9 protein-coding genes are annotated in these 13,910 nt (G+C 61.5%); 2 read left to right on the top strand and 7 right to left on the bottom strand.

What is annotated here, in order from left to right; translation table 11 throughout:
• Positions 1 to 8: 8 nt before the first annotated feature.
• Both G1C97_RS10050 and G1C97_RS10055 read right to left on the bottom strand, forming a co-directional pair.
• Positions 9 to 935 (bottom strand): carbohydrate ABC transporter permease, encoded by a 927-nt coding sequence (locus G1C97_RS10050; RefSeq protein WP_169241637.1) that lies wholly within the window; start codon positions 933 to 935, stop codon positions 9 to 11.
• A 306-nt stretch (positions 936 to 1,241) separates the two neighbouring features.
• Positions 1,242 to 2,567: an ABC transporter substrate-binding protein gene (locus G1C97_RS10055; RefSeq protein WP_169241648.1), complete on the bottom strand. Its 1,326-nt coding sequence runs from the start codon at positions 2,565 to 2,567 to the stop codon at positions 1,242 to 1,244.
• A 568-nt stretch (positions 2,568 to 3,135) separates the two neighbouring features.
• Between G1C97_RS10055 and G1C97_RS10060 the strand changes: the two genes are divergently transcribed.
• Positions 3,136 to 4,158 (top strand): LacI family DNA-binding transcriptional regulator, encoded by a 1,023-nt coding sequence (locus tag G1C97_RS10060; protein WP_205832614.1) that lies wholly within the window; start codon positions 3,136 to 3,138, stop codon positions 4,156 to 4,158.
• Positions 4,159 to 4,186: 28 nt separating this feature from the next.
• Here the strand turns inward: G1C97_RS10060 and G1C97_RS10065 are convergent, their stop codons facing one another.
• The 4 genes from G1C97_RS10065 to G1C97_RS10080 all read right to left on the bottom strand — a co-directional run bounded on the left by G1C97_RS10065 (position 4,187) and on the right by G1C97_RS10080 (position 8,824).
• A complete protein-coding gene (locus G1C97_RS10065) occupies positions 4,187 to 5,215 on the bottom strand; it encodes a LacI family DNA-binding transcriptional regulator (protein ID WP_169241638.1) in 1,029 nt (342 codons plus the stop codon).
• Between the two features lie 281 nt (positions 5,216 to 5,496).
• Positions 5,497 to 6,381, bottom strand: a complete 885-nt coding sequence (locus G1C97_RS10070) for a carbohydrate ABC transporter permease (RefSeq protein ID WP_109057947.1) — start codon at positions 6,379 to 6,381, stop codon at positions 5,497 to 5,499.
• Positions 6,378 to 7,301 carry a carbohydrate ABC transporter permease gene (locus G1C97_RS10075; protein WP_169241639.1) on the bottom strand — a complete coding sequence of 308 codons (924 nt, stop codon included), beginning with the start codon at positions 7,299 to 7,301 and terminating at the stop codon, positions 6,378 to 6,380. Before G1C97_RS10075 ends, G1C97_RS10070 begins: the two co-directional genes overlap by 4 nt.
• Before the next feature lie 173 nt (positions 7,302 to 7,474).
• Positions 7,475 to 8,824 carry an ABC transporter substrate-binding protein gene (locus tag G1C97_RS10080; protein WP_240951108.1) on the bottom strand — a complete coding sequence of 450 codons (1,350 nt, stop codon included), beginning with the start codon at positions 8,822 to 8,824 and terminating at the stop codon, positions 7,475 to 7,477.
• A gap of 347 nt (positions 8,825 to 9,171) precedes the next feature.
• Here G1C97_RS10080 and G1C97_RS10085 point away from each other — a divergent pair, with 347 nt between their 5' ends.
• Positions 9,172 to 11,418 carry an alpha-galactosidase gene (locus tag G1C97_RS10085; protein ID WP_169241640.1) on the top strand — a complete coding sequence of 749 codons (2,247 nt, stop codon included), beginning with the start codon at positions 9,172 to 9,174 and terminating at the stop codon, positions 11,416 to 11,418.
• Between the two features lie 168 nt (positions 11,419 to 11,586).
• Here G1C97_RS10085 and G1C97_RS10090 read toward each other — a convergent pair whose 3' ends face one another.
• Positions 11,587 to 13,728, bottom strand: a complete 2,142-nt coding sequence (locus tag G1C97_RS10090; protein ID WP_169241641.1) for an alpha-galactosidase — start codon at positions 13,726 to 13,728, stop codon at positions 11,587 to 11,589.
• Between the last annotated feature and the right edge of the window lie 182 nt (positions 13,729 to 13,910).

Here is a 13,910-nt window from a genome sequence, read left to right on the forward strand (position 1 = left end):
CCCCTTTCTCACTTGGTGTTGTCGCGCATGCCGCGCATCTGGATGGAGTTGATGATCACCAGGGCGATGAGCACGATCAGCGAGAGCGCCGCGGCCATGCCGAGGTCCTTCTTGGAATCGAAGGCGAAGTTGTAGATGAGTTGCACCACGGTCATGGTGGAGTTGTTCGGGCCACCCTTGGTCAGAATGAAGAACTGATCGAAGGCGAGGATGGAGCCGGTCACACAGTAGACCAGGCACATCACGATGGTGGGCTTCATCAGCGGCAGGGTGATGGAGCGGAAGATGCGCCAAGTGCCGGCACCGTCCATACGGGCGGCTTCGTACAGATCGCCGGGGATGGCTTGCAGACCGATCATCATGAGCAGCATGTAATAGCCGGAGAACCGCCAGACGATGACGATAATCGTGGCCCACAGCGCGGACTGTCCGGTGGCGAGCACTGAGCCGCCGTCCTGCATCAATCCCAGCGCGGACAGCATCTTGGTCACAGGTCCGACCTGCGGCGAGTAGAGCGCGTAGAACAGCAGGGACGCGGAGGCAAGGCCGGTCGCGGACGGCAGCAGGAAGCAGGTCCTCAGCACGTTGTTCCACTTGGTGGATTCCTGCACGATCAGCGCCATGCCGAGGCCCAGCACCAGCAGGAAGATCGTCACGATCACGGTGTACTCAAGTGTGAACCCGATCGACGGCCAGAACAGCTTGTGCTGGAATACCTTGGTGAAGTTGTCCGGGAAATTGGTGCCGCTGTTGCCGCCCAATAGGCTCCAGCGGGAGCAGGCCATGACGACGAGCAGGACGATCGGCACGAAGAACAGCACAATGATCATCACCCAGTCAGGCAGCGCGTACAGGATGCCGCGCCGGAATGCCTGGGCCTTTGCCGTGGACTTGTGCTCAGGCACGGCCGCGGCGGACTTGGAAACACTCGACATGTTTCACTCCTTTGTGGGAAATGGTTGGAATCAAACGATCGGACGTTGATCGATAATTCGGATGCGATTCGCATGATGGAAGGTGAATGCAATCCGTTATCAAGGCCGATTCCTGTGAAGGAGAAAGGAAGGAGAGTACTACAGGAAACCGGAATCGACCTTGGCAGCAGACCACAGTCAGAAAACCAACACTGGTGATTGTGGGTGACGGTTCCCCTCAATCTCGCCTGAAGCGGGTCGAGAGGAACCGTTGTTCAGTTATTTATTGATTATTTATTGATGATTGTTGGATGCGATTCAGCCGAATCACTGGGCGGACAGCACGTCGGTCACAGCCTGGTTGTCGGACTTCAGGTCACCGCTGCCCCAGACGGCGTTCTGGACGAGCAGCTGCCACGGGGAGCCGGCGGCGTTGAAGGCCTCGTTGAAGGCTGCGGACTTCGGGGTCTTGCCGTTGCCGTCGATGATCACGGAGTTGATGGTCTGGATGCGAGGATCGGCGTCGTTGTAGGCGGTCTTCAGGGTCTCGACGTTGGAGGCGGTGTCGCCCTGATCGGCGAAGACCTCCTTCTGGGTGTCGGCCTGCATCAGCCAGTAGAGGAAGTTCCAGGCCTGAGCGACATGCTTGGAGTCCTTGGAGATGCCCATGGCGTCGCCACCGAGGAACGTGGAGGACGAGCCTTCCTTGGTGCCCGGGATCGGGGCCACGCCGACCTCGAAGCCGCCATCCTTCTCAGCTTCGAACAGCGCGGTGGTGGCGGTGTTCGGGTACGGCATCACACCGATCTTGCCGTTGGCGAACGGAGCGGTCCAAGTTGCACCGGTCTCTTCCTTGGAGCCTGCGCCAAGGCCGTTGGTGGTGTTGGCCAGCTCCTTGTAGGCGTCCAGGACGGCCTTCATGGAGTCGTTGTTCAGGGTGGCCTCGGTGCCGTCATCGTTCATGACGGACTCGCCATCGGCCCAGACGGACGGGAAAAGGTCGAAGACCAGTGCGCCACCGGACTGGCCGGCAAGGTAGGAGCCGGCGACGTCGGTCTTGTTCAGAGCGGCGACCTTCTTGGCCTGCTCGACGAACTCGTCAATGGACTTCGGGCCCTGCTCCGGGTCGAGGCCGGCCTCCTTGTAGAGGTTCTTGTTCCAAACCATCACGGAAACATCGGTGATGAACGGCAGCGTGTGCTTGACGCCGTCCACCGTGCCGGCTTCGATGTGGCCCTGCTGAAGATCCTTGAGGTTGTCAAGTCCGTCGATCTGCTTGGTGAGGTCGGCGAAAATGCCTTCGGAGGACCAGTACGGAATACGAACCACATCGCCGGCGAGGAGGTCAGGCAGGGAGTCGGTCTGCGAAGCGCCACCGACCTTGCCTTCCATATCGTCGTTCGGGATGATCTCCAGCTTGACTTGGTTCTTGTGGCTCTTGTTGTAGGCCTCAACTACGTTCTTGGCCTGGCGCTCCAGCGGGGAACGGGTCCACAGGGTGATTTCGGTACCGTCGTCGGTACCCTTGGCCGGGATGCCTTCGGTGGATGCGGTGCCACTGTTGCCGGAACCGCCGCAGGCGGCCAGCGGGATCAGCATTGCGGCGGCAGCGATGCCGGCGAGTGCACGAGTGACCTTGTTGAAGGACATAATCGCTTCTTTCTCTAAAATGTTCCGCTCATCTCTGAGAGGCGGTGGCGGAGTTTCCGCCTCCGGTCCTTCGCTCATCCGTTCCATCCTCCTCGGTAGAACGAAACTCTGCGAAAGCCTTTTCTCAATATAAACGAACTTGGCCGTTTTTGCAAAAACGCTTTCGCATTTTCGCTTTCTTTCGCATATCGAACGGGTTCAACACAGCAGCCCTCCAGATTCTGACGTCGTAAATCGGCTTCTTTCCAACGTTTTATCGGCGTGTCCCACAATGCAAACAAAACCTTACAGAAACCAAACGCTTTCATTCATTTCTTGTAAAACCAAACATTTCTGTTATCGTTTCGTTATAAACAACACCCCAACAACACACTTTGCGAAAAGTTTTCGCACTCTGCGCTACAATGCAATACAGCACGCAATGCAGCACAGCGATGTACTTGAACGGCACCTCGCCGCACGACTGGCCTTACACGGCGCATCCGGTATTCTTGGAATGCCCCGAACCAGCGCACGGCGAATACCCCACGCGCGCTGAAGTGACAGCAGTACAACGAGGAATCGAGGCATGATGATGGCTCAGGCACCTACCGGACGTTCGGCGCGACTTGAGGATGTCGCAGCGCTGGCCGGCGTTTCACTGGCCACCGCCTCCAAGGCACTGCATAACAAACCTCGCATCAGCGAAGAGACCAAGCAGCGCGTGCTGGACGCCGCCCGTCAACTCAACTACTCCCCCAACAAACTGGCCCAATCGTTGGTCCGCGGCACATCCGGACTCATCGGCCTGGTCACTTCCGACCTGCAAGGCCGATTCTCCACACCTATTCTCATTGGCGCGGAAAACGAGCTGCGCGCACAATCCACATCCGTACTGCTGGCCAACGCCCGCGGCGATGCGGCCCTCGAACGCCAGCATGTGGAGAAGCTGCTCTCGCTGAAGGTAGACGGACTGCTGATCGTACAGCGAGAAACCAACCCCCGACCTTCGCTCGGCCGAGACTGGGGCGTGCCGCTGGTCTACGTCTACGGCCCCTCCACCGATGCCGACGATTGTTCCGTGACCTGCGACAACGTGGACGCCGGGCGTATGGCCGTCAACCATCTCATCTCCTGCGGCCGCCGGCATATCGCCATCATCGGCGGCGACGAAACCTACACCGCCGCCACCGACCGCACCAAAGGCGCGCTTGAGGCGTTGTCCGAACTGGGCATCGAGCCGGCCGGGCCAATTCGCTACGGCAAGTGGGACGAAGGCTGGGGCCGCGCAGCCACCCGTCTGCTGCTCGATCAGGGCGTCAAGTTCGATGCCGTAGTCTGCCAGAGCGATCAGTTGGCCCGCGGCTGCATTGACGTACTCAAGCAGCATGGGCTGCGTATCCCGGACGACGTGGCCGTAATCGGACACGACAACTGGGACGTACTCACCAAAAGCTCACGTCCTGCACTGACCTCGATCGACAACGAAACCGAACTCATCGGCCGCCGCGCCGCCCGCTACCTGATGGACGCCATCGACGGCAACCCCCATCACGGTACGGACTACATGCCCTGCCGCCTCATCCAGCGCGAGTCCACGCTGCCGCTGGACTGACGACGGACTGATGTTGGACTGACGGACATCACGCCCGTGGAGCGGCGGCGGAGCTGCGCACGACGAGTTCACCCTGCAGTTCCACGAAACGGGGAGGCAATTCCTCACCCTGCTCGCGCGCCTCAAGACGAGACAGCAGCAGTTCCACGGCCTTGCGGCCCGCGGCGGGGAAATCCTGCCGGTAAGTGGTCAGCGGCGGCGTCCACACGCAGGCGAGTGGGTGATCGTCGAAACCAATCACGCTGATGTCTTCCGGCACGCTTTTGCCTTCATCCTCCAGACCGCGGATAAGGCCCATCGCAATCTCATCGTTGCCGGCGAAAATCGCGCTCAGCCCCTCGATGCCGGCCATGGCGTGCCCAAGCTCACGGGCGTCGCTGGGCAGCCACGAGCAGTGCCGCATATCCGGGATGGGCTTGTCGTTGGCACGCAGGGCGGCCTCCCAACCGGCGGTACGGCTGTAGCCGCCGCCACCGCCCGGAATGGTCACGTGGTAGACGTTCGAATGCCCGAGGGACAGCAGGTACTCGGTGATCTCACGGCCGGACTGGTTCTCGCGCAGATCGACTTGATCGAGATCGGGCTCGCGGTCGCCGGCAATGACCACCTTGGTGACCGTATCCGGCAGCATGTGCAGGGCCTTGGCGGCGAGCTCGTCGTACTTCATCACGATCACGCCGCTGGGGTTCTGGTCCATCACCATGGTGATGGACGCCCGCAGTCCCTCGGCCGAATCGTCGTCGAGCTTCGAAATGCTGACCGGGTAGTTGTTCGCGCGGGCCTCATCCTCGATACCCTGAATCGTCATGGCGGAACCATAGAGCGTGGTGTCACTGGTCATCACGGCGATGGACTTCATCGCGGCGTTCACCAAGCCACGGGCCACACGACTCGGGTGATAGTCCAGCAGTTTGATGGCATGAGCGATGCGCTCCCGGCTTTCGTCACTGATGCGGGGCGAATCGTTGAGGTATCGGGACACCGTCGACACCGATACATTGGCGAGCGCGGCGACATCTTTGATCACCGGAGCGCGCTTTTCCTTGGGCCTTGGCATATGTACCTGTCTATCTTCCATCATGGCTCAGTATAACTGCATACGGCATACGCGATGGATGATCGGGAAAGGGGGCGCCCCGGCCTCCATAGGGAAGGAGAGGAACCTTATGGGAGCCGGGGTGTCTTTCAGGAGGAGGAGAGGATGGGATGGATGGATTTTGGTGGGGCTGTTCACTTGACCGCGCCGGGCAGCAATTGCGGACATCGCTTCGCGATGGCTTCTTTGTTACCTCGCGGCATAGCCGCTCGGCGGCGCCTATAAACAGCACACTGCGCTGTTTATTTAACGGCGCCGCCCGTGATACCCGAGATGATCTTGCGCTGGCCGATGACGAAGACGATCAGGAGCGGGAGGGTCATCAGGATGATGTAGGCGAAGATGAGGTGCCAATTGTTGAGGTACAGGCCTGCGCTTGCCACGTTGTAGAGGTTGAGCGGCAGGGTGCTCATCTTGCCGGAGAGGATGAACAGCGAGTAGAAGATGTCGTTCCAGATGTAGAGCACCACCAGAATCGTGGAGGACGCGAGCGTCGGGGCGAGCAGCGGGAAGATGATCGTGAAGAAGATCCTCATCGGGCTGGCGCCGTCGATGCGGGCCGCCTCCTCAAGCGAGGGCGGAATCGTGCGGATGAAGCCGGTGATGAAGAAGATCACCACGGACAGGTAGATACCCACGTACACGCAGATCATTCCGGGTGCGGTGCCGGACAGGCCGATCATCTTGAGCAGCATCATGATGGTCACCACGGACGGCGGCAGGATCACGCCGGAGATGAACAGCGCGTAGAGCATGGCCGTGCCCTTGGAGGTGCGGCGGCCGAAGATCCACGCGGCCATCGAGCCGAACAGCAGGCAGATGAACACGGAGGGGACCGTGACGATAAGCGAGCCGAGCAGGGCGGGGAACACCTTGCCCTCCACGATGACTTCTTTGATGTTGTCGATGAGGTGCCACTGGCTCGGCAGCGCCATGCTCGGCACCACGGCCTCGGCCTGGGTCTTGCCGGCGGTGACGATGAGGATCCAGAACGGGATCGCCAGGAACACCAGCATCAACAGGATGACAATCGCGGCGTGGATGATGTCGCCGGCCTTGGACTTCTTGCGTACGACGGTGAGGTTGTTGGTCTTGACGCCGGATTCGCTGTAGGTTGCGCTACTCATAGGATCTTCTCCTCACGCTTACGCAGGTAGATGACAAGCGGGATGGCGATGACCATCACCATTACGAAGAGCACGAGGCTCATGGTCGTGGACTGCGAGTACAGGCCCTTGCCGAAGGTACGCCAGATGAACAGGTTCAGGATTTCGGTGGAACCGCCAGGGCCGCCGTTGGTGGTGGCTTGGACGATGTCGAAGGAGTTCATCGAGCCGAGAAGGGCGGTGGCCACGTTGAAGGTCATGGCCGGGGCGATCAGCGGGAACTTGACCTGCCAGAAGGTCTGCCATGCGTTGGCGCCGTCGATGGAGGCTGCCTCAAGCACCTCGGAGTCGATGGTCTTCAATCCGGCGAGGTAGGTGAGCATTGCGAAGCCCATCCATTTCCAGCCGTGGATGATGGTGACGATCACGATGGTCCATGTGGTGGAGCCGAGCCACTGGATGTCCACGGTATGGCCGACGAAGAAGCCGAGGATCTGGTTCAGCACGCCGTCGGTCTTCAGGATGGCCTGCCAGATGTAGCCGGCGCCGAGGGCGGACATGATCACGGGGATGAAGAACATCGTGCGGGCGAAGCGGTTGAGCGGCGTGTCCTTCTCCAGGAGCACGGCAAGCGCCAAGCCGAAAGTGTTTTGGAAGAAGGCCACCAGAACGGCGTAGATGAGGGTGACCTTGATGTCGGCCATCAGGGTGCCGCTCTCGAAGAGCTGCTGCAGGTTCTCCAGGCCGTTGAAGTCGATGGTTTTCTTGAATGCGGACCAGTCGGTGAACGCATAGATGAAGTTCATTACCGTGGGCAGGAAGAAAAACACCAACAGCATTGCGCCCGCGGGAACGACGTAGCGCAACGGGTAGTTCTTGCGCTCCAGAGTCCGAGTGCCCTTGACTGGTTTGGCGGACTTCGAGACATGAGTCGTCGTCATTGTTTCGTTTCCTTATGTTTTATGGCTGGGCGGCCGGGGCCCGGGTGGCGTGCGATAGGCTGCGCGCATCCCGGGCGTTGCCCGGCCGGATGCCTGTATTGGAAGCTCGGTGCCATCCGGCCCTGTGCGGAGGAAGAGGAGAGATTCCCCGCCGGGGCCGGCCGGTCAGCCGATCAGAATCCCTTGACGCCCTGGGCCTTGGCGATCTGCGCGAACTGGTCCTGGGTGGTCTTGGCGACCTGCTCCGGGGTCATGGTGCCGTTGACCATGTTGGCGAGGTTCAGGTAGAGGTCCGGGTTGGCCACGGCCTGGGACTGCATGGAGCCGACGGCGTCCTTCAGTGCGTCGAAGGCGTCCAGCTGGGCCTGCGGCACGGTGCCCGGGGTCTTGACGTCCTTCATGATGGACACGTAGTTCTGGTCCTTGATGAAGGTCTCGTATTCGGAGCCGAGCCAGAAGCTCATGAACTGGCGGGTGGCGGCCTCCTTCTTGGAGTCGCCGGTCTTGAAGGCCACGATGCAGTTGCCCTGCTGCGGAATGGAGGTAGCGATGTTGCCTTCCTTGGAGATCGGGAAGAAGCCGATGGTGTCGTCCAGCTTGGACTTGTCGTTGTCGGCCAGGGCGGAGATGGCGTTGAACATCGAGTTGGTCTGGATGATCATGCCGGCCTTGCCGTCGAGCAGTGCCTGGGCCTGGTCGGTGTCCTTGGCGGAACCGGCGTCCTTGTTGTACAGGCCGTCATCGAGCATCTGCTTGTATTCCTTGATGGCGCCGAGGATATCCTTGCCCTCGAAGCTGTCCTTGTTGGAGTTGACGTTGTCCCACAGGCCATCCTTGGCTGCCTCGGCGAGCTGGACGTTCACGGCCCACTGGGTACCCCACTGGGAGCCGGCCATCTCGAAGAGCGCTGAGTCGGCGGCGCCGGAGTCCTTGATCTTGTTGGCGGTCTCGATCAGACCGTCCCAACCCTTCGGGGTGTCAGTGATGCCGGCCTTCTCGAAGACCTTCTTGTTATACCAGACGCCTTCGGTGTCCGGGGCGGAGACGAGGGCGCCGTAGTAGGTGCCGTCGTACTGGCCGCCCGCGTCGGCGATGCCGTCGGCGTAGTTGTCGAGCCACGGGGCGTTGTCGAGCTTCTGCAGCTTGTTCTGGGCCACAAAGCCGGCTAGGGTGGACGGCACGGCCTGCCAGAACATGAGATCCGGAGAATCGCCGGTAGTGATCTTGGTCTGGACGTTGGACTCGTAGTTGTCCGGGATGGTCTGCAGGTCGATGGTCGCGCCGGTCTTGGACTCGAAGTCCTTGATGACCTTGACCGGGATCTTGTTGGAGTTCTGGGCGGCCCAGAAGGTGAGCTTGACGCCGTCCAGCTTGGTGTCCTCGGCCGGCCAGTAGTCAGCGGAAGAGGTGTCCGTGTTGTCGTCGCTGCCTGCGGCGGCGGGGTTGCCGCATCCTGCGAACATCATGCCCAGGGCCGCAATGCCGGCGATGGCTGCGGTGGTCTTCTTCCAGTTCCTCATCATTGAGCCTTTCCTTTAATGATTCCTCGCCCCGCCCTCCAGCGGGCCGATTACCGTCGGGTTCACGTAGTTCCGGTGCCCTCCACTGCGGCATCGCAGCTGTTGAAATCCGATGCCATCAATCATATGTGGTATCGATTCCACGTCAACCACTCACGGCGTGTCGCCCCCCGTAAAGTTCAATTCAACATAACTGAACAAAAGTTATCAAATGGCTCTATTTCAACGTTTATAAGTCGTAAATCTTCCCAACAAGCGCCCGTCCGCCCATAAACGCGATTTTGTGGTATCGATTCCACACTGTATGCTGTTTGGTATCGATTCCCCTTGAGATACGACGAGGTATTGCCATGCGTATGAACGCTGTCTCCATCACCCAACCGACTGCACGGGAAGCGGAGGACGGACGCTTCGTCCGGCTTACCGTAGGCCTGTGCGAGGGTCGTCTCCCGCATATCGCGGCCATTACGACGGTCGCCCCGCACTCCTCCGGAGCGGGAGCATCGGACGCACAGGAGCACCTCGGCACAGGTACGCGGGCGACCGACTTCCCCGCGCCTTCCGACACTCCGGATGATGCGGACACCATGATCGATCCGCAGTTCCCGCAGACGCTCGACGCGGGACTGTCCATCAGCGAGTTCCCGACCATCCTGCCCACGCAGGCGGAAGGCTGGACCGGCACCCCGGCCATCCAGATCAGCCGCGACGGACGGACCGTCTTCCCCAAGCTCACCGTGGTCTCCTCCTCAGATGCCGGTAGCGCGTTCACGTTCGAGGCACGGGACGAGTTGGCCGGACTGACATTGGACGGCACGCTCACCATCGGCCCGGAAGGCCTTATCCGCATCGATACGGCCCTGACCAATACCGCGGAAAGCGCGCTCACGGTGTCCCGGCTCACCCCGGTCGTCCCGCTGCCGCCACAAATCGATGAAATCGAGACCTGCACCGGCCACCATCTGCGCGAACGCGCATTGCAGCGACAACCGCTCACCGAAGGACTGTTCGCCAAGAACTCCTGGATGGGCCGGCCCGATTTCAACTCGGCGACGCTGCTGACCGCCGGCGAGCGCGGCTTCGGTTTCGAGCATGGCCTGGTGTTCTGCGCGCATGTGGCGTTCAGCGGCAACAGCACGGTCTTCGCCGAACGCACGCCGTACACCCATGGAGTGATCGGCGGCGGCGAACTGCCCTATGAGGGCGAACTGACCCTGAAGACGGGCGAGACCTACCATGCGCCCAGACTACTGGTGTCCGTGGGCCACGGCCTCAACGAGGCATCCGCACGCTTCCATGCCTATCTGCGTTCCTTCCATCCCGAGCTCGCCAAGCCGCGTCCGGTCACGCTGAACACGTGGGAAGCCATGTATTTCGGCCAAAGCGAGGAGAAGGTGCTGGCTTTGGCGAACCGGGCCGCCTCCATAGGCGTCGAACGGTTCGTCATCGACGATGGCTGGTTCACCGGTCGCCGGGACGATACCAAGGGACTCGGCGACTGGCAGGTGGATGCCGATGTCTGGCCGCATGGGCTCACCCGCGTGGCCAATCATGTGCATGAGCTGGGAATGGAATTCGGTCTGTGGTTCGAGCCGGAAATGATCAGCCCGGATTCCCACGTGGCGCGGGAGCATCCCGAATGGATGCTGGCCCCGAACGCCGGGCGTCTCCCGGTCGAGGCGCGCAGCCAGCAGGTCATCGACCTGACGAATCCCCAAGCCGCGCGATATGTCGAGGATTGCATCGATACGCTCGTCGAGCAGTACCACATCGACTACATCAAGTGGGATCACAACCGGTTCCTCACCGAGCCCGTTTCGCCGGCGTCCGGCTTGCCCGCGGTGCATGGCCAGACCGAGGCGTTCTACGGCATCGTGGACCGGCTGCGCGAGCGGCACCCTGGTCTGGAAATCGAATCATGCTCTTCGGGCGGCGGACGTATCGATGCCGGTGTGCTTACCCGATGCAGCCGCGTATGGGCCTCGGATTGCACGGATCCCATCGAACGTGCCGACATACAGCGCGGCACCTCGCTGCTGGTGCCTCCGGAGATGATCGGCGAGCATATCTCCGAATCCCCGAACCATGCCACGAAGCGCACCACCACGCTGACCACGCGCGCAGCCACGGCGTTCTTCGGCCATCTGGGCATCGAGTGGAACATCATGAAGCTCGACGACACCGGACTGGGCCGCCTGAAGCGGTGGATAGACCTGTACAAGGCACGTCGCACGGCCATTCCACAAGGAGGTGCGATGCATGCGGACTGCCCCGATCCAGCGGTCCGGGTCGACGGGCTGGTGTCGCCGGACCGGTCACATGCGGTGTTCCGGTTCGCGGCCGTGGCCACGTCCCGCGAGTATCCGTATGGCCTGGTGCGGTTCCCCGGTCTGGACGAATCAGCGACGTACCGGATACGTCCGTTGGGTGGCACCTCACTGTATGACGACGAACTGAGCCCGGCCTGCCGCACCCGTCTCGATTGGTGGAGCGACGAAGGCATCACGGCGGATGGCGCTCTGCTAACACAATGGGGCATCCGTCTGCCGCAGCTTGCCCCCGAGCATTGCCTGCTGCTCGAATTCGAGCGAATCTAAAACTCCATTCGGCAGACCCCGCATCGGTTTCCGGGATTGATTCGGCTTCCCCTTGGGAAGCCGTTTTCATATGCGTACGTATACGCGAAGAGGGACTCCGCCGGGCTCGATGCGATGAGCCCTGACGAAGTCCCTCTTGCTTGTCATGCGGCGTGCGTTGCTTCGGCGTTACGCCTCGCGGAACTCGAAGGTGCGGGAGATATATCCGCCACCGTCCGGCACACTCACAGTCGCCGTGCCGTCATCGGCGTTCCAGGAGACCGGCCACTCGGGAAAACCATCGCCCACCGGCAGCAGCGTCTTTGTTTCGACGGTCTTCCCGCGGAATTGCGGCAGCGCGAGCGTCACGCTCCCGCCTTCGCCGTCACGGGACCAGACGGTCACGAACGAGCGGTTGTCGGCTTTGAGGCCCAATGCCAGCACTGTGTCATTCCAGCCGGGTAGGCCAAGCGGCCAGAACGGTACGGCGGAGCCGATGACCGGCTGCACATGCCGCTTGTACGCCTCGACCGCCTGCACGATGAGTGCACGCTGTTCGGCGCTCATCCGGTTGATGTATCCGGACAGGAAGAACCGGCCCAGGAACGTGGTGTTGAGGTTGAAGGCGAACTCCTCCGGGTTGTCGTTCGCGTTCGGGTATGCCCAGTTGCCGGCCTGTTCGGGAGTCATGAGCATGGGCGCCGCGGCGGCGATGACCGGGTAGAGGCGGAAGTCCTGCTGGTCGGACGTGGACTGCACCTGGAATCGCGAGGTTTGCGCGAAGTCCATACGCATGCCGCCGGAGGAGCAGTTCTCGATGATGAGCTCCGGATGGCGCCGATGCAGCCCCTCGACCCACGCGCTGTAGGCGCGGTTGTGGCCCAGCAGACCGTCGCCGGCGCTGTCGGCGTTGAGGTCCGTGCCGGCGTCCGGAGAGACGTTGTAGTCGAACTTGAAGTAACCCACTCCATAGTCATTGACCAGACGGTCCACAGTGTCGTCGAGGTGTTTACGGGCGGCGGGGTCGCGCAGATCCAGCAGGTACCGTTCCTGTTCGACCACGCGACGGCCGTGGCGGTGGAAGAACGCCGTTTCGGGAAGGCTCTTGGCCATGGGGCTTTTGACGCCGATCACCTCGGGTTCCAACCACAGGCCGGCGATCATGCCGGCACCGCGGATGGCGTCGATGACCTCGGTGATGCCGCCTGGGAAACGCTTCTTCGAGGGCAGCCATTCGCCCACGGACGGCCACCAGTCGCCGGTGTCGTCATACCAGCCGGCGTCGATGCAGAAGATCTCGATGCCGGATTCGGCGGCACCCTTGACCAGAGGCAGCAGCTTGTCGGTGGTCGGATCGCCGTTGATGGTGTTCATGTAGTCGTTGAAAATCACACGCGGGTGTGCGTTGTCCGCCTTTTCCAGGCGCATCGTACGACGGTAGGCGGTGACGTTGGCGATGGCGTCCTCGAAATCGGGGGCGATCGTAGCGGAAGCCGGGACCGTATCGAACGATTCGCCGGGCGCCAGACGCTTCGCCCAATCGTGATCGACGTCGGTCGGGCCGGAGAGCGCCAGATAGCCGTCCTCAGTATCGCGGCCGATCTCCCAGCGCCAGGCGGCGTTGTGCTCGATCTGGAACAGCCAGGTCAGCCCCAGCGTCTTCGATTCGAGCAGGGCGAGCGGCGTGTGACGTCCGGTGGACCAGGTTCCCGTGTTCACCACGGAATGCGCGCCACGAGGGTTATGGCCGGTCATCTGCTGGGCCAGTCGGGGGAATAGATCGGAGGTAGATGTGACATGCCAGCGACCTTCGCCAAGCCATTCGTTCTCGCACTCGAGCAATCGCCAGGCATCGCAGTCGGCGGATTTTCCGGCCGGGGCACCGAATGCGGAGACGAGGCTGGTCACGGATTCCAGCACAATCGCATCGTCCGCGCCGAGTACCGGGGAGGCGGCATCGGCGGGGTCACCCGTGTTCGCGACCGTGACCCAGGTACGGAACATCGGCACGCCCTGCGGCAGTTCGTAATGGACGGTGACGGTCAGGCCGAGAGCGGCTTCGGCAAGCGTGATGTCGAGTCTGCTGACATGCCTGTCCGCGGACTCCTGATGGGAGACATACCGCAGCGCCCGGCCGAGGTCGGTGTGAACCAGGCGATCATTGGCCAGCCAGTGGCCGGTACCGGTGGCGAGAATCTCCGTCAACGGCATTCGATGGTTGAACCGCACATCCAGATCCGCCGCACGCAGGTCCGCAACGGCGGCCGGCCCATCGTCCGGTATCTCGAATGTCAGGGCCAATGCGTCATTGCCCCAAGTGAAGGTACCCATGCCACTCCTTACATCGCATTCAGGCGGCCACTGACGCCTTTGTCGCCGCGCCGCCCGCCAACAGCAGTCCCGCCACATAGTGTGGTATCGATACCACATCTTACAAGCAGAAGGTTGATGCAACAAATCAGACACACTGAACGTTGCTTATCTGCTTGGTGGAATCGATACCACATAATATG

The organism is Bifidobacterium olomucense (assembly GCF_012932375.1).
In the GTDB taxonomy this organism is placed as follows: domain Bacteria; phylum Actinomycetota; class Actinomycetes; order Actinomycetales; family Bifidobacteriaceae; genus Bifidobacterium; species Bifidobacterium olomucense.

Excerpts from the sequence above, each read along its gene's own strand:
- G1C97_RS10065 (WP_169241638.1), bottom strand. The coding sequence starts at position 5,215 with ATGCCAAGGCCCAAGGAAAAGCGCGCTCCGGTGATCAAAGATGTCGCC.
- G1C97_RS10090 (WP_169241641.1), bottom strand. The coding sequence starts at position 13,728 with ATGGGTACCTTCACTTGGGGCAATGACGCATTGGCCCTGACATTCGAG.
- G1C97_RS10075 (WP_169241639.1), bottom strand. The coding sequence starts at position 7,301 with ATGACGACGACTCATGTCTCGAAGTCCGCCAAACCAGTCAAGGGCACT.
- G1C97_RS10060 (WP_205832614.1), top strand. The coding sequence starts at position 3,136 with ATGATGGCTCAGGCACCTACCGGACGTTCGGCGCGACTTGAGGATGTC.
- G1C97_RS10085 (WP_169241640.1), top strand. The coding sequence starts at position 9,172 with ATGCGTATGAACGCTGTCTCCATCACCCAACCGACTGCACGGGAAGCG.
- G1C97_RS10070 (WP_109057947.1), bottom strand. The coding sequence starts at position 6,381 with ATGAGTAGCGCAACCTACAGCGAATCCGGCGTCAAGACCAACAACCTC.
- G1C97_RS10080 (WP_240951108.1), bottom strand. The coding sequence starts at position 8,824 with ATGATGAGGAACTGGAAGAAGACCACCGCAGCCATCGCCGGCATTGCG.
- G1C97_RS10050 (WP_169241637.1), bottom strand. The coding sequence starts at position 935 with ATGTCGAGTGTTTCCAAGTCCGCCGCGGCCGTGCCTGAGCACAAGTCC.